12 protein-coding genes are annotated in these 16048 nt (G+C 60.6%); 7 read left to right on the top strand and 5 right to left on the bottom strand.

Annotation, left to right across the window (positions count from 1 at the left end):
* Positions 1 to 5: 5 nt before the first annotated feature.
* Complete coding sequence (locus ACYVGC_RS09530; protein ID WP_460583588.1) at positions 6 to 2057, bottom strand: S9 family peptidase; 2052 nt, start codon at positions 2055 to 2057, stop codon at positions 6 to 8.
* A gap of 185 nt (positions 2058 to 2242) precedes the next feature.
* Positions 2243 to 3217, bottom strand: coding sequence for a 23S rRNA (adenine(1618)-N(6))-methyltransferase (rlmF, locus tag ACYVGC_RS09525; protein WP_460583587.1), 975 nt, complete (start codon positions 3215 to 3217; stop codon positions 2243 to 2245).
* Between the two features lie 125 nt (positions 3218 to 3342).
* Here rlmF and ACYVGC_RS09520 point away from each other — a divergent pair, with 125 nt between their 5' ends.
* Entirely contained in the window at positions 3343 to 5985 is a 2643-nt protein-coding gene (locus tag ACYVGC_RS09520) for a M14 family metallopeptidase (protein ID WP_460583586.1), read from the top strand.
* Between the two features lie 98 nt (positions 5986 to 6083).
* Here the strand turns inward: ACYVGC_RS09520 and ACYVGC_RS09515 are convergent, their stop codons facing one another.
* The 3 genes from ACYVGC_RS09515 to ACYVGC_RS09505 form a co-directional block, all read right to left on the bottom strand.
* On the bottom strand, positions 6084 to 7610 hold the full coding sequence (locus tag ACYVGC_RS09515) for a discoidin domain-containing protein (RefSeq protein ID WP_460583585.1): 1527 nt from the start codon (positions 7608 to 7610) through the stop codon (positions 6084 to 6086).
* Positions 7611 to 8128: 518 nt separating this feature from the next.
* Entirely contained in the window at positions 8129 to 8488 is a 360-nt protein-coding gene (locus tag ACYVGC_RS09510; RefSeq protein ID WP_460583584.1) for an MmcQ/YjbR family DNA-binding protein, read from the bottom strand.
* Between the two features lie 15 nt (positions 8489 to 8503).
* Complete coding sequence (locus tag ACYVGC_RS09505; RefSeq protein ID WP_460583583.1) at positions 8504 to 8680, bottom strand: DUF6728 family protein; 177 nt, start codon at positions 8678 to 8680, stop codon at positions 8504 to 8506.
* 164 nt (positions 8681 to 8844) lie between these two features.
* Between ACYVGC_RS09505 and ACYVGC_RS09500 the strand changes: the two genes are divergently transcribed.
* From ACYVGC_RS09500 to ACYVGC_RS09475, 6 genes are all read left to right on the top strand, one after another.
* Positions 8845 to 9528, top strand: a complete 684-nt coding sequence (locus tag ACYVGC_RS09500) for a response regulator transcription factor (RefSeq protein WP_460583582.1) — start codon at positions 8845 to 8847, stop codon at positions 9526 to 9528.
* A complete protein-coding gene (locus ACYVGC_RS09495) occupies positions 9525 to 10796 on the top strand; it encodes a sensor histidine kinase (RefSeq protein ID WP_460583581.1) in 1272 nt (423 codons plus the stop codon). The genes ACYVGC_RS09500 and ACYVGC_RS09495 overlap by 4 nt, the downstream gene beginning before the upstream one ends.
* Positions 10797 to 11013: 217 nt before the next feature.
* Complete coding sequence (locus ACYVGC_RS09490) at positions 11014 to 12366, top strand: MFS transporter (RefSeq protein ID WP_460583580.1); 1353 nt, start codon at positions 11014 to 11016, stop codon at positions 12364 to 12366.
* Positions 12367 to 12460: 94 nt separating this feature from the next.
* Positions 12461 to 13810 carry a dicarboxylate/amino acid:cation symporter gene (locus ACYVGC_RS09485; RefSeq protein ID WP_460583579.1) on the top strand — a complete coding sequence of 450 codons (1350 nt, stop codon included), beginning with the start codon at positions 12461 to 12463 and terminating at the stop codon, positions 13808 to 13810.
* Positions 13811 to 13969: 159 nt separating this feature from the next.
* A complete protein-coding gene (locus ACYVGC_RS09480; protein ID WP_460583578.1) occupies positions 13970 to 15427 on the top strand; it encodes a hypothetical protein in 1458 nt (485 codons plus the stop codon).
* Between the two features lie 87 nt (positions 15428 to 15514).
* Positions 15515 to 16042 (top strand): hypothetical protein, encoded by a 528-nt coding sequence (locus ACYVGC_RS09475; RefSeq protein ID WP_460583577.1) that lies wholly within the window; start codon positions 15515 to 15517, stop codon positions 16040 to 16042.
* Positions 16043 to 16048: the final 6 nt, after the last annotated feature.

Here is a 16048-nt window from a genome sequence, read left to right as displayed (position 1 = left end):
TACTACTACCCGCCCGCCGCCCCAGCCTGCGCCGAGCCCTTGGGCATCAGATACTTATTGTACCAGCCCAGATAGCGCACGTAGCGGTCCTTCACGTAGCTGGGCGTGGTGACGCCGTGAAACTGGCCGGGGTAAATAACCAGCTGCGTGGGCACGTTGAGGCTTTTGAGGGCCTGGTACATCTGCTCGGTATTGAGCAGGGGTACGTTGAAATCCTTCTCGCCGCACACGAAGAGCGTGGGCGTGTGGATGCGGTCGGCGTGGTAGAAGGGGTACGACACGCGCAGGTACACGTCGGGGTTCTTCCAAGGCGTGCCCAGCTCGGTTTCGTAGTCGCGGATGTACTGGTCGGTGCCGTAGCCGGCGAGCACGTTGGCAATGCTGGCGCCGCTCACGGCGGCTTTGAAACGCTGGTCGCGGGCAATAACCTGGTCGGTCATGATGCCGCCGTAGCTCCAGCCGCCCACGCCGAGGCGGTCGGGGTCGGCCAGGCCTTGCGCTACGGCGTAATCCACCACGGCCAGCACATCGTCGGTGTCCTTGTTGCCCCAGTCGGCGTAAATGGCCTTGCTATACTCCAGGCCCCGGCCCGAGCTGCCGCGCGGGTTGGCCACCACCACGGCGTAGCCGTTGGCGGCAAAGTATTGCCACTCAAACGCAAAGCCGTAACCAAACTGCGCCACCGGCCCGCCGTGAATCCGCAGGATGGTCGGGTACTTGCGCCCCGCCTGGTAGCCCACGGGCTTGATGACAAAGCCGCTCACCAGCGTACCGTCCTTGCTTTTGGCCTGCATGGGCTCGACGGCGCCGAGCGACACGCCTTTTAGCCACGCATCATTTTGCTTGGACAGCGGTAGCAAGCCGCCTTTTTTATCGAGTGCAAACACCTCGGTGGGCTGCTGGGGCTGGCTGCTGAGCACCACCAGTGGGCCCTTGCCAGTCATGTCAAAGTCGCCGACCTGGCGCGCGCCGGCCAGCACTTTTTCGGGTTTGCCGCCGGTGGCGGGCACCCGCATCAGCGACTCGGCGCGGTCGTCTTCGAGTAGAAAATACACGCTTTTGCCATCGGCGCTCCACTGGGGCTGGGTGGTGTTGCGGTCGAGGTCGGCGGTGAGAGCGCGGGCGGGGCCGCCGGCTACGTCCACCACCATCAGTTGGTGCAGGGCATACACGAGCTGCTCTTTGGGGCCGCCCTGCACGAAGGCGATGCGGCGGCCATCGGGGCTGAAGGCGGGGCGGCTGCCGTAGTTGGGCGCGCTCTCGGGCACGTCGGTGGCCAGCAGCGGGCGGGCGGTAGCCCCGGCTTTGGCGTCAATCAAAAACAGGTCGTAGTTGTCGTGGCGGTCGGGGTCGGAGCCGCGCTTGCTGCTGAATACCAGCTGCTTGCCATCGGGGCTCCAGGCGGGCAGGTTCTCGTCGTACACGCCCGGCGTGAGGTTGATGAGCCGGCGCGTGGCCACGTCGAACACGTAGAGGTGCTGGCGCTGGTTGTTCAGGTAGCCGTCCACGTCCTTCTTAAACTGGAAGCGGTCGATGACTATGGGCGGGGCGGTTTTCTTCTTGGCTTTCTGGGCGGCGGTGAGCGAGTCGGGGTCAGCATCCTTGATAATGAGGGCGATACGCTGACCATCGGGCGACCAGATGTAGTCCGATACGCTGCCTTTGAGCTTGGTTACCTTCTCGGCCTCGCCGCCGGCGCGGTTCAGCAGCCAGAGCTGGGCGTTGCCGCCATCTTCCTCGTTGCGGCCCGATACGAAGCTCAGATATTTGCCATCGGGACTGAAGCGGGGCTTGGTTTCGCTGGCCGGGTTGGTGGTGATGCGCAGGTTTTGGGAGCCGTCGAGGCGGGCCATCCACACGTCGGCATCGCGCTTGTCGGTGGCGGTATCCACGCGGGTCACGGTGTAGGCCACCCACGCGCCATCGGGCGAGAGGTTGGGGTCGGCCACGTCGCGCATCCTAGCCAGGTCGATAAGGTTGAGGGGGCGCGGCGCAGTTTGGGCCAGGGTAGCGAGCGGCAGGGCCAGCGCGGCGAGGAGGAGTATCGGATTTTTCATAAGCAACAAAATATTGATTAACAAACAATTACATACTCCTATTCGCCCTCCGCGGGGCACCCCACCCCCAGCCCCTCCCCTTCGGGAGAGGGGAGCCTGACGACTATAGTACCGCGCCACCGTGGCTCCCCTCTCCCGGAGGGGAGGGGCCGGGGGTGGGGTGCCCCGGGGAGGGCGACTTATACCTACTTCGCCTTGGCCCAGCGCGAGGCGCGCCGGGCGGCTTGCTGCTCGGGGGTAAGGAACGTCCAGGCGACCAGGCGGCTTTTTTTCTGGCCCTGGGCCATCTCGATGGTGCGCACGTCCGTGGCCTCCGCCCATTGCAGCTCTTTGTAGATACCCGGCAGCGTTTGGCTTTGCGATACCAGGCTGGTAAACCAAAAGCTACTGGTGGGTATATCCGCGCTCTCTTTCACCAGATTGCGCACGAAGGCTTCTTCGCCGCCGGGGTACCACAGCTCGCTATCCTGGCCGCCGAAGTTGCGCACCGGGGCGGGGCGGCGGCCCTTGCCCAGGTTGGTGGTTTTGCGGTGGGTGCCGGCCGTGGCCGCGGCCAGCGAGGCGTAGAAGGGCGGGTTGCACATCACCGCGTCGAACACCTCACCGCGCTTCACAACGCCCATGAGCAGCTGGCTGGCGTCGGGCTGGGGGCGGCAATCGACGCTGCCCGTGAGCGCGGGGTTGGCGGCCACAATGTTGCGGGCGGCGGCCAGGGCTACGGGGTCGGTTTCGGAGCCCACAAAGCGCCAGCCGTAGGCTTGGTGGCCGATGATGGGGTAAATGCAGTTGGCCCCCACGCCGATGTCGAGCACCGAAATGGTTTTGCCGCGCGGGATAACGCCGCCGTTGCTATCGGCCAGTAAATCAGCTAGGTAGTGTAAGTAATCGGCGCGGCCCGGGATGGGCGGGCACAGGTAGCCGGCCGGAATATCCCAGTTGGCAATGCCGTAGAAGTGCTTGAGCAGCGCCTGGTTGAGCGCCGTGACGGCCGCGGGGTTGGCAAAATCCACTGATTCGTTGCCAAACTGGTTGACTTGCACGAAGGCGGCGAGGGGCGGGCTGGCCTTGATGAGCTCGGGAAAATCGTAGCGCTCGCGGTGCGGATTGCGCGGGTGCAGCACGTTTTTACTGGCGAGCAGGTCTTTGGGCGGTTGGGTCATGCTTCAAAGTTACGCGGCGCGTTAGCTTCAGCTTGGAGGGGTGATTAGGTAAAATACGATGGTTTTAGTGGATGATACCTCCTTTTTGCCCCCTACCTTGTGCCCATCAATTGTTTTTTCGCTCTATGCTACCTTCTTACGCTTCTTCTTTCGGTACTAATACTAAGCGCTGGCTGCGCGGCACCGCTCTGCTGGCCGGTCTGCTAGCCAGCGCCACCGGCCACGCCCAAACTGCCCCGCCGAGCCCCACCCAGCCCATGACGGCAGCGGCCGATGCGGCCGGACCGCTGCTCACGCCAGCGCAGTTTCTGGGCTACCCACTTGGCAGCCAGTTTACGCCCCAGGCCGATGTGCTGCGCTACGCCGCCCACGTGGTGGCCCACGCGCCCGGCCGCATGCGCATCACCCGCTACGGTCAAACTTATGAGAAGCGCACGCTTGAAGTAATCGAAATCGGCAACGCCGAGAATTTCAGCAAGCTAGCTGATATTCAGCTCAATGACCGCCGGCTGGCCAGCCTCGAAGGCGGTGCGGCCAGCCGCCAAATGCCCGCCGTGGCCTGGCTCAGCTACAACGTGCACGGCAACGAGGCCGTGAGCTCGGAGGCCGTGCTGCAAGTGCTCTACGACCTGGCCAACCCCCAGGATGCCCAGATGCAGAACTGGCTTAAGAATACGGTGGTGGTGGTGGACCCCTGCGTGAACCCCGACGGCCACGACCGCTACGCCAACTGGTACAACCGCGTGCGCAACCAAAACCCCAACGCCGGCCCCGACAGTTGGGAGCACCACGAGCCCTGGCCCGGCGGGCGCTACAACCACTATTACTTCGACCTGAACCGCGACTGGGCCTGGCAAACCCAGCAGGAAAGCCGCCAGCGCATTGTGCTGTACAACAAGTGGTTGCCCCAGGTGCACGCCGACTTCCACGAGATGGGCCCCAACAACTCGTACTACTTCTCGCCGGCCGCCAAGCCCTACCACTCCGATATCACGCCCTGGCAGCGCAAGTTCCAGAACGTGATTGGCGACTACAACCGGGCCACGTTTGACAAGAATAACTGGCTGTATTTCACCCGCGAAACCTACGACCTGTTTGCCCCCACCTACGGCGACACCTGGCCCAGCTTCAACGGGGCCATCGGCATGACGTATGAGCAGGGCGGCGGCGGCCCGGCCGGCGTGGCCTACGCCCGCACCGACGGCGACACCCTCACCCTGGCCCAGCGCATTGCCCACCACCACGCCGCCAGCCGGGCCACCATTCAGGCCACCGCCGAGCGCCACGACGACCTGCTGCGTGAGTTTCAGGCCTACTTCACCAACGCCAAAACCAAGCCCGGCGGCGCGTACAAAACCTACGTGCTGGCCTCAGGCAACGACCCCGGCCAGCTGCGCATGCTGACCCAGTACCTGGAGCGCCAGCAAATCGACTACGGTTTTGCGCCCAAGCAGCTCAAAACCAAGGGCTTCAACTACAGCAGCGGCAAAACGGAGGCCGTGACCGTGCAGCCCCACGATGTGTTGGTGAGCATGTACCAGCCCAAATCGACGCTCGTAAAAGTGCTGTTTGAGCCCCGCCCGCAGCTCGAAGACTCGCTCACCTACGACATTACTTCGTGGGCCCTGCCCTACTCGTTTGGGGTGAAAGCCTACGCCCTGGCCGAACGCCTCGACGCCAGCGGCCCCACCCCCACCCCGGCCGTGGTGAAGGGCAGCGCCGCCGCCCCCACCGACAAGCCCTACGCCTACCTGGCCCGCTGGAACAACCTGCAAGACGTGCGCTTCCTGAGCCAATTGCTCCAGAAAAAGGTAAAAGTGCGCTTCGCCGAGCAGGCTTTTGAGGCGGAAGGGCAGCAGTACACGCCCGGCACGCTCATCATCACGCGCACCGGCAACGAGGCGCTGGGCGCGCAATTCGACCAACTGGTGCGGGCCCAGGCCGACTCGGCGGGCACGGTGGTGCGCGCCGTAAAATCGGGCTTTTCCACTACCGGGCACGACTTAGGCTCTGGTAGTGTGCACTTTGTGAAGCAGCCCACGGTGGCTGTGGTGGCCGGCCCCGGCATCGACGCCACGGCCTTTGGCGAGGTGTGGCACTTCTTTGAGCAGCAAATTGGCTACCCGATTACGGTGCTGGGCACTGATTATTTGAGCCGAGTGAGCATGAGCAAAATCGACGTGCTCATCCTGCCCGATGGCAACTACCAAGACATCTACCCCACTGCGGCCCTCGAAAACCTCAAGGCCTGGGTGCGCGGAGGCGGCAAGCTCATTGCGATGGAAGGCGCCATGAAATTCCTGGCCAATAAGAAGGACTTCCTGCTCAAAGCCAAAACCGCCGACTCGGTGGCCGTGCGCAAGGCCGAGGCCGCCAACCCTTACTTGCCGCTGCGCCGCTACGGCACCGCCGACCGCGAAAGCACGGAGAACCAAGCGCTGGGCACTATCTACCAGGTGCAGCTCGACAATACGCACCCGCTGGCCTTTGGCTACGGCGGCACCTACCCGGCGCTCATTCGTACGCCCCTCAGCTACAAGTTTTTACCCAAAGGCGGCTGGAACGTGGGCGTTATCAAGAAGAACGGCTACTACGCTGGCTTTAGCGGCAGCAAGGCCCGCAAGGAGCTGGTCGATACCTTCGTGCTGGGCGAGCAAGACCTGGGCCGCGGCCAGGTTATCTACCTGGGTGACAACCCCTTGTTCCGCGCTTTCTGGCAAAGCGGCAAGCTGCTGTTCGGCAACGCCGTGTTCCTGGTGGGGCAGTAAGCCCGGGTAGCTTATGCCCTAAGAAAGCCCCGCCGAATATTCGGCGGGGCTTTCTTATTTAGCTGGTTAGCAGCTGTTTGCTAAGATTGTTTCGGTGCCTAGTTACTTTTCTGAACGCGCGTGCGGCCCAGTACCTGGCCCGCCGTTTCGACGGTGAGCACGTAGCTGCCCGCGGCATAGGGTTGCAGGTCGATGGCCTGGGCATTGTGGCCGGCCGCGGCGGCTAGGGTTCCGGTGTGCACGCGCTGGCCGAGGCTGTTGGTGAGGTGCCACTGTACGGGGCTGGCGGCGAGGGCGTCCCACTCCAAAGTGGCGCGCTCGGCCGTGGGGTTAGGATACACGCTGAGCGCCACCGGGGCGCGGCTGGTTCCCTGCACGGCCACTACCGGGCTGTACGTCGTTTTGCCGTCAAAGTCGGTCTGCTGCAAGCGGTAGTAGGCGAGCGTAGCGAGCGGCGCGGCATCGAGGTAGTGGTAGGCAGTTGCGAGCTGGCTGTTGCTAGCCCCGGCTACTTTGGTTAGGGTAGTAAAATCCAGGCCATTGGCCGAGCGCTGCACCTCAAAGCCGGCGTTATTGAGTTCGGTGGCCGTGGTCCAGTCTACGGCCACGGCCTTGCCCTGCGGCACCGCCGTGAAGCTGGTGAGCGAAACCGGCAGCGGCGTTGGAGAGCCAAACAGGGTAAACTCGTAGATGGAGAACCCGCCACCGCCCAATACGGACCTCCGCGCCAGCACCCGGAAGAAACGGGCCGTAGCCGTGTTCGCTACTTCATTGTAAAAAGCCTGGTTATCAGTGTAAGTAGCGAAAGGGCTCCAGTTGTTGGCCTCCACATCTGCCTGCGTGCGGGCGTACTCAATCGAGTAGTTAGTAGCATAAGCCAATTCCCAGCTCACGTAGGCTCTTGACACCGTGACAAGCGTACCAAAATCTACTACCAGGGTCTGGTATTCAAAATTTCGGGTAGACCAGCGCGTTTCCGGATTACCATCGAAGGCATTAGCTGGTACATAAGAACTCTCCGTATTAGAAGCCGACACCTCGATTGTGGGTCGCTGGCTGATTATCAAGTTGTTGCTAGCGGTGTTGGTAACGCTGAATACTTCAAACTCATAAACGGAGTAGCCATAATAACTCGGATTATTTACACTACCGAAATTGCGCCGCTTCGTAGCGACCAAGCGTATGTATTGGCCAGTGGCATTGAGATTAGAAAACTCGTTTACGAACTGCCCATTGTGTTGGACGGGGGTATTATTGACAATTGCTTTTGCGACCTTATAACTTCTAAAGTCACTATAGCTATCCACCTGCAGTTCGAAATCAACCCCGTACGCTGCCTCCCACACAATGCGAACGCGGTCAATGGGTTGCACTGAGCCCAGCGCAACTACGAACGATTGGTTGTCCCCGAAGGCGCTTGCCCAGCGGGTATTGTTGTTACCATCGTTCATGTTGCTGGCAGGGTAGGAAGCGCTTTCCGAGGAAGCAGCCGTAACGGTTGCCGTGGACCCAGCATTGCCCGGCTTACTAAGCGCCAGATTGAGGTCGTTCTGGGCAAAGAGCGAACCACTACTTGCCAAGAGGCAAATCAGTAGCGTAATACTCGCGAGTAAGTGAGCTTTCATAAAAGAAGTGTGGGCGTTGGAGTGTTTTATAAAGATAATACATAAAATTATCTTTATCGTATCATTTTATCCCCAACAGCATACTGCCAACCCGAGGATTATTAGCCTGACAATCTACCTTTTTCTTTATAAAATTCAAAAATAATGCAGTTACTCCTGCGCCAGTTAGCTTCACTAACTACTAGCGGCCAGCAAAATGCAGCATCGGTTGCACAACCAGGCCAGGCGCTATAATGCAGTGCCTTAGCAGGTTAAAAGCAGTAGCAAAAACTTATCAGGCCACCCAAACTTTACGGTACGCGTCCGCAACGGCTTGCTTACGGTCAGGGTGCTCTCAGGCAGTTGCAGCCTACCCGGAGGCCAACTAGCAGCGCGTGACCATAAAGCCCACTAGAGCAGTCTCGTATAGCATGTACCTGCTCCGGTCGGACAGCGGAGTCGTCCGACCGGTTGGCGCAGAAATGATGGCTCAACGACTAGCCCAAGAGGCGCACTCTTCAACCGGTCGGACTAGGTAGCTACGTGTAGGCCTGGGCAATTTCTGCCCATACCGCCTTGGGCAACGCAGCCACAATGCGCTGGTACGAGTCAGTAATCCACTGGCGCAACTGGGCATTGGTAGCGCCCGTGCCAATGAGCACCGTGTTCCAGTGCTTTTTATTCATGTGAAAGCCCGGCAGCACGTAGTCGTGGCGCTCGCGCAGCTCGGCGGCGTGCTCGGGGTCGCACTTCAGGTTGATGCTGGCAAACGTCTGCAAGTTGGTGAGGGCGAATATCTTACCGCCCACCTTGAATACCAGCGTATCGGGGCCGAAGGGCGTTTCCTCGGTGGCGCCGGGCAGGCTCAGGCAGAAGTCGCGGTAGTCTTCGATGTTCATTGCGCCGCCTTTTCGCTAGCGGATAAACCAGCGGTAGAGCAGCACGCACAAGCCCACCAAAAACATGCCCATGCTCAGCTTATTGATGAAGTGCATGGTGCGCAGGTTGAAATTGGTCTGGCGGCTGGGGTCGTTTTTCCGGAAGAAATACCCGAAGGCGGGGCCAAAGTTGAAGAGGTTTTTACCGTTCATAAAAAGCAGTGAGAGGTATGGTAAAGTAACACCAACCGGGCCAGAAAGATTGTGGAAATTCGGGATTTATCCGCAACGGCAACGTAGTTTTTTGCCCATCGTCTTCCCCTGGGCGTAAGCGTGAGCCGTGAATAGCTTTGCAGCCTGCCCGCCCCGCCCACCCCATGAAAATCCTGTTAGTTGAAGACCACCCCGAGCTGGCCCGCAGCATCGTGAGCTACCTGGTGCAGGAGCATTACATCTGCGAGGTGGCGGGCACCTTCGACGCGGCCCGCGAGAAGCTGGCGCTCTTCACCTATGATGTAGTGCTGCTGGATATTATGCTGCCCGATGGCAACGGCCTGAGCCTGCTCAAGCTGCTGCGCAAGGACGGCATCGAGAGCAGCGTCATCATCATTTCGGCTCAGAACGCGCTCGATTTCAAGCTCACCGGCCTCAGCGAGGGGGCCGACGACTACATCACCAAGCCGTTTCCGCTGCCCGAACTGCACGCCCGCATCAAGGCCATTATGCGGCGGCGCAGTGTGCATAAAAGCAACGTAATCAGCTTTTTAGATATTACTGCCGACTTGGAGTCCATGGAGTGCCGCATTGGGGGCAAGCTGCTGAACCTCACGCGCAAAGAGACGAACTTGCTCCTCTACTTCATCAACAACAAGGGCCGCATGCTGACCCGGCAGGCCATTGCGGCCCACCTCTGGGGCGACTACACCGACAACCTCGACAGCGTAGACTTTGTGTACCAGCACGTTAAGAACCTGCGCAAGAAGATAACCGATGCCGGCGGCAAAGACTACATCAGCACCGTGTATGGCTTTGGCTACAAGCTCAACGTGCCCGACCAGTGAAACTAAACTACCGCTACACGCTCGCCTACGCGGTTATCACATTTTTCGTGCTGAGCCTGGGCTTTGCCATCGTGTACGCGGCCCTGTCGCGGAGCGTCACGCAAGCCACCATTGGCAAGCTGGAGCACCTGCACGAGGTAGTGACGGCCCAGCTGCGGAGTGGGCGCGACTACGCCGGCCATCCCGCCCGCACCCACGTGCAGGTAGTGCCGCTGCCCCCCACTGCCGACACCATCCGCCACACGCCCGCCGTGCAAATCCGCAACGAGTGGGATGCCACCTTGCAGGCCGAAGTGGCGGCCGTGCGGCTCACCACCTACCCCGTGGTGCGGGGCCGCGCCTACCGCCTCAGCAGCCACGCCACGGTGATAGAGCCGCGCGATAGTTACCTCACCGGCTTGGTGCTGGTTTTCGCCTGGACGTTCGTTTTCCTGCTCGCGTTAGTGGTCATTCTCAGTGAGTTGATTTCGTGGCGCATTCTGCGGCCGTTCAATGCCACGCTGCGCGGCATGCAGCAGTTTGAGCTGAGCCAGCCCACGCCCATTGCCCTGGAGCCCAGCCGCACAGCCGAGTTTCAGGAGCTAAACGAATTTTTGGTGCGCATGACGGCCCGCGCCCAGCGCGACTACCAGGGCTTGCAGGAGTTTTCCGAAAACGCCTCGCACGAGCTGCAAACGCCCATTGCCAGCATCAAGGCCAAGATTGAGCTGCTCATGGACTCGGAGCTGACCGAGCCGCAGCTGCTGATGCTCACCACCATGCACGACGAGCTGGAGCGCCTGGCCAAAATCAACCACTCGCTCACGCTGCTGGCCAAGCTGGAGCACTACGAGCGCCAGCCCACCGCCTACACCGACCTCAGCCAGCTGGTGGCCGCCACCGAAGCCACCTTCGCCGACCTGGCCGAGATGAAGGGCCTCACCACTGCCCAGCACCTCGCGCCCGGCGTGCGCGTGCCCCTCGATGAATCATTAGCCCAACTGCTGCTCAACAACCTGCTCAGCAACGCCATCCGGCACAACCGGCCCGGCGGCGAGCTGCGTATTCACTTATCAGCCAGCGAGTTGTGCATTGCCAATACCGGCCATGCCCCCACGGTGCCGGTGAGCGAGTTGTTTGGGCGCTTCAAAAAAGGCAACGCCGCGCTCGATTCCATTGGCATTGGGCTGGCCATTGTGAAGCGCATTGGCGAGCTGTATGGGCACCAGGTACTGTATACGTATGCCGATGGCTGGCACACGATACGCGTGGTTTTCAATGTAGCATAAGCTTTAGCTTGCGGGGTGGCCGCGCCATTTAAGTTGGATTACTGACGCCCTCTTTGCGCGGCCGCCCCGCAAGCTAAAGCTTACGCTACATCCAAAATTTCAGAGAAATCATAACATTAATTTGAAATTTCCTCAAAATTGGTTTTCTCCTTTGCAATAGGCTAAAGAGTAAGTAAACACTCACTTTTAGCCACTGCTACTCTTGAACTCCCGCCCCATGACCTCCACTCCCGCCACTGCTTTGCTTGATGCGCCCTTCGTGGCCGGGCAGGCGCGGCCCGAGCAGATTTCGCGGCGCCGGCTGCGGGCCATTCTCAGCGGCTCGGTGGGCAACCTGGTGGAGTGGTACGACTGGTACGTGTTCTCGTCGTTTTCGCTCTATTTCTCGGCTTCGTTTTTCCCCTCCGGCGATGCCACGGCGCAGCTGCTGCAAACGGCGGGCATCTTCGCGCTGGGCTTTTTGATGCGCCCGTTCGGCGGCTGGATGTTTGGCCGCATCGCCGACAAGGTGGGCCGCAAGCAGTCCATGACGCTTTCGGTGCTACTCATGTCGCTGGGCTCGCTGCTCATCGCGCTCACGCCTACTTACCAAACGGTGGGCCTAGTGGCCCCTGTTATGCTGCTCACCGCCCGCCTGCTGCAAGGCCTGAGCGTGGGCGGCGAGTACGGCGTGTCGGCCACTTACCTGGCCGAAATGGCCACCAACACCCGCCGCGGCTTTTACTCCAGCTTCCTGTATTTCACGCTGATAGCGGCGCAATTGCTGGCGCTGGGCATTCAGCTACTGCTCCAAAAAGTATTTCTCACCGAGGAGCAGCTGCTGGCCTGGGGCTGGCGCATCCCGTTTGCCATTGGCGCGCTGCTGTCGGTGGTGGCGCTGTACCTACGCAGCAACCTCACCGAAACCGACGCCTTCATGGCTCAACGCCACCGGCCCGAAGAGCAGCGCGGCAGCCTCGCGCTGCTGCGCCACTACCCGCGGGCGGTGGGCACGGTGGTGGGCCTCACTATGGGCGGCACGCTGGCGTTTTACACGTTCACCACCTACATGCTCAAGTTTTTGGTGAACACCGCGCACATGACCAAGGCGGCGGCGGCCAATGCCAGCTTCCTGTCGCTGCTGGTGTTTGCGGGCTTGCAGCCGGTATTTGGGGGGCTGTCGGACCGCATTGGGCGGCGGCCGCTGCTCATTTTTTTCGGCGTGTTTGGGGCGCTGGGCACCGTGCCGCTACTCACGGCGCTCAGCCACACCACCAACGTGTGGGCGGCTTTTGGGCTACTGGTGGTGGCGCTCACCATCGTGAGCGGCTACAGTGGCATCAACGCCGTGGTGAAGGCCGAGCTGTTTCCGGTTGAAATCCGGGCGCTGGGCATTGGGCTGCCGCACGCGCTCACGGTGGCCGTGTTTGGCGGCACCGCCGAGTACATCGCGCTCTGGTGCAAGGGCATCGGCCACGAAACCTACTTCTACTGGTACATCGCGGTGTGCGTCGGCATTTCGCTGCTGGTATTCCTCACCATGCAGGACACCCGCAAAACCTCCCGCCTCAACGAAGACCTATTGGCTTGATAAGCAGCCACCTGGCTAGCCTACGGCCCTTCGATGGCTCTTACTTTTAGTAAGTATTTGACAATCAATTAGTTAACTCTTAGCTCTCCCACCCATGAAACGCGCTTTTTCCAATCTCACCGTGCAGGTGCTCACTGCCATTGCCCTGGGCGTGCTCGTGGGCGGGCTGTTTCCCAAGTTTGGCGCGGCCCTCAAGCCGGTGGCCGACACGTTTATCAGCCTCATCAAAATGCTGATTACACCCATCATTTTCCTCACGGTAGTGCTCGGGATTGCGGGCATGGGCAGTATGAAGAAAGTAGGCCGCGTGGGCGGTAAAGCGCTGTTATACTTTGAGATAGTAACCACGCTGGCGCTGGGCATCGGTATTTTGGTGGCCAACCTCACCCAGCCTGGCGCAGGCGTGCAGCAAACGGCGCAGGCTGTGTTACTAGATAGCAAGAAGACGGCCGAGGCGGCCAAGTTCACTTCTCAGGCCGGCGAAATGAACTGGGTCGAGTTCTTCACCCACATCGTGCCCGACAACGTGGTGGGCGCCTTCGCCAAGGGCGACATCCTGCAAGTACTGCTTTTCTCGGTGCTTTTTGGACTGGCCCTCAATAAGTTGGGCGATTACGCCCAGCCGCTGGTCAAAACCTTCGACCGCTTGTCGCATGCCATGTTTGCGGTGCTGGCCATGGTGATGAAGCTGGCGCCCATCGGGGCATTTGGGGGCATGGCCTTCACCATTGGCAAGTACGGCATTGCCACGCTGCTGCCGCTGGGTAAGCTCATGCTGGTGGTGTATGCCACCATGTTCCTGTTCATTTTTGGGGTGCTCAACCTCATTCTACGCTACTATAAGCTGCGCCTGGGGCCGTACCTAAGCTTTATCAAGGAAGAGATTTTGCTGGTGCTGGGCACCTCGTCGTCCGAGTCGGCCCTGCCGCGCATGATTGACAAGATGGAGCGCTACGGCTGCTCGCGCTCGGTAGCCGGCCTGGTCATTCCTACGGGTTACTCCTTCAACCTCGATGGCACGTCCATCTACCTTTCCATCGCGGTTATCTTTCTGGCTCAGGCCTTTAACATTCCGCTGTCGCTCACGCAGCAGCTCTCCCTCATTGCCATTCTGGTGGTTACGAGCAAGGGCGCGGCGGGCGTTACGGGCTCGGGCTTCATTGTGCTAGCGTCTACGCTGGCGGCCACCAAGGTTATTCCGGTGGAGAGCGTGGCGCTGCTGCTGGGCGTGGACCGCTTTATGAGCGAGGCGCGGGCCATCACCAACGTCATCGGCAACGGCATTGCCACGCTGGTAGTGGCCAAGAGCGAGGGCGAGTTTGACGAGGCCCGCCACCAGCTGGCCCTGCAAGGCCGCTCAGTACCCGAGGAGCGCCGCCCCGAGCCAATATCGATGCTGCCCCGCATCGAGGTAGCGCAAGAGGCTGAAGTAGCGCATCAGTAGCGCGGACTTTTAGTCCGCGAGTGAACGGGTTATTCTACTCGCGGACTGAAAGCTCGCGCTACAATCCCCTTTCCCACGACGGTTTTTTCACAGCTCTAGCGGGCTGCCCGGCCGCGCTATGCCCCTTCTCACCAATTCCCACCCTTTGGTTTATTCAGTATGACTACCTTTTTTGGCCGCTGGCTGGCGGCTGGCTTCTTATTCGTAAGCGCGGTGGCGCAGGCCCAGGTGGTAGTGCCACCTACCCCCGGCAAAGCCCCCAACCCTGCTTCCAACGAACTGCCGAAGCCTATGACCCAGCCGGCCAAATCGGCCCCCTACGCCGCGGGTATGAAGATTAATATCTCGCCCGACGGCTCGAAATACGTGCGCCTGATGACGGCCGTGCAGTTCTGGAGCCGCTACAGTGAGAATAATACCGGCACGGTAAACGGCTCGGAAGAACCAGCCAGCAGCCAGGTCGATTTTGGTATCCGGCGCGCCCGGCTGCTCATCGTGTCGCAGCTCAACTCGCGCTTCGTCATCATCACGCAGCTGGGCATTAATTCGCAAAGTACTATTTCGGGCGGGGCCCCCGGCGAAGCCACCGGGCCGGGCAAGAAGTCACTGTTCTACCTGCACGACGCGATGGTGGATTACAAGGTCAACAAGCACCTGAGCTTCGGCGGGGGCCTGCACGCCTACAACGGCATTTCGCGCCAAACCAGCTTCGCCGCCTTTTCGCTGCTCACGCTCGACGTGCCCGGCACGCAGTGGCCGGTGCTCGATGCCATCGACCAGACCGGGCGCGGCCTGGGCCTGTTTGCCCACGGCCGCTTCGGTAAGTTCGACTACCGCCTCTCGGTGAATGATGCCGACAAAAACAACGTTACCAGCACGCCGGCTACGCTTGCCACCGGCGTGGCCCAGTTCAACCCCCGCGCCCGGGGCAAGGTATACCAGGGGTATTTCGACTGGGAATTTCTGGAAAAAGAAGCCAACCTGGTGCCCTTCCCGGTGGGTACTTACCTGGGCTCCAAGCGTGTACTCAACATCGGCACGGGCTTCCTCTACTACGGCAAAGGCATGTACGTGCGCGATGCGGTTATCTCCACGCCGGTGCCCACCAACGCCTGGAGCATCCCGTACCGCACCCAGGATTTGAGCGTGCTCGCGGCCGACGTGTTCTTCGATACGCCCATCGACACCACCCAAAAAACGTCGTTCACCCTCTACGGTGCCTTCTATAAGTACAATATGGGCAATAACCTGGTACGCTACGCTGGCAACCTGAACCCTGGCTACGGCGCGGCCGCCTTGCGCGGCAATGCCGTGCCCGTAGTGGGCACCGGCACCGCCCAAACCCTGCAGACCGGCTACGTGCTGCCCCAGCGCCTGCTCGGCCCCAAGGTGCGCCTCCAGCCCTACCTCGACTACACCCACGGCCGCTACGAGGGCCTGCGCCGCGAAGACGGCACCATCCAGGACGTGCACCTGTTCGACGGCGGCGTAAACGTGCTGCTCGATAATCACAACGCCAAAATCACGCTCAACTACCGCGCCCGCCCCGACTTCACCAACGTGAACGACGTCAATTACCGCCCGGAAGTGACGATGCAGTTCCAGGCTATTTTGTAGCTAGTCCTTCTGAAATACGGCGCAGGGGTTGCGGAGCACCGCAGCCCCTGCGCCGTATTTTTGGTTTCGCTTAACGCCTCGCGCCGTATGGAACCCAAACGCTATCCCCGGCAGCTTTCGCGCGGGGCCAACAACGCCGTTATCGTGCTGTCGGAAACCGAAGTGGGCAAGCTGTTCAGCAACGATACGCGCTCGGATATCGGCTCGGAAGCGGAGAAAATGCGCTACGCCAACGGCATTAATGAGCTGGTTGCCCGGTTTATCCGTCTGGAATACAACGAAGCCCTGGCCGCCGACATGCTGGTAATGGAGCGGCTTTACCCCCTTGACTTCCGAGCCTACGAGGTCGAAATGCGGGAATTGTGGCTGGATGTTTTTACCGATGAGCTACGCGCCTTGCACGCGGCGGGCTTTGTGCACCGCGACTTGCTGCGCCCCTCCAACATCACCGGCGACCGCTACGACAATATCTTACTCACTCCCAAGGGATTACGCTTGATTGACGTAGGCATTTCCGTGCTTCAGCGGCAGGTGGGCGACTCGTTCTTTGCGGCCTACGTGCAGCGCGAGCTGGAAGAGCTGGATGTATTTGGGAAATTCTTATTAACACGCTAGTAATTA

The organism is Hymenobacter arcticus, assembly GCF_054779975.1.
This window is presented reverse-complemented; position numbering and strand designations above follow the sequence as displayed.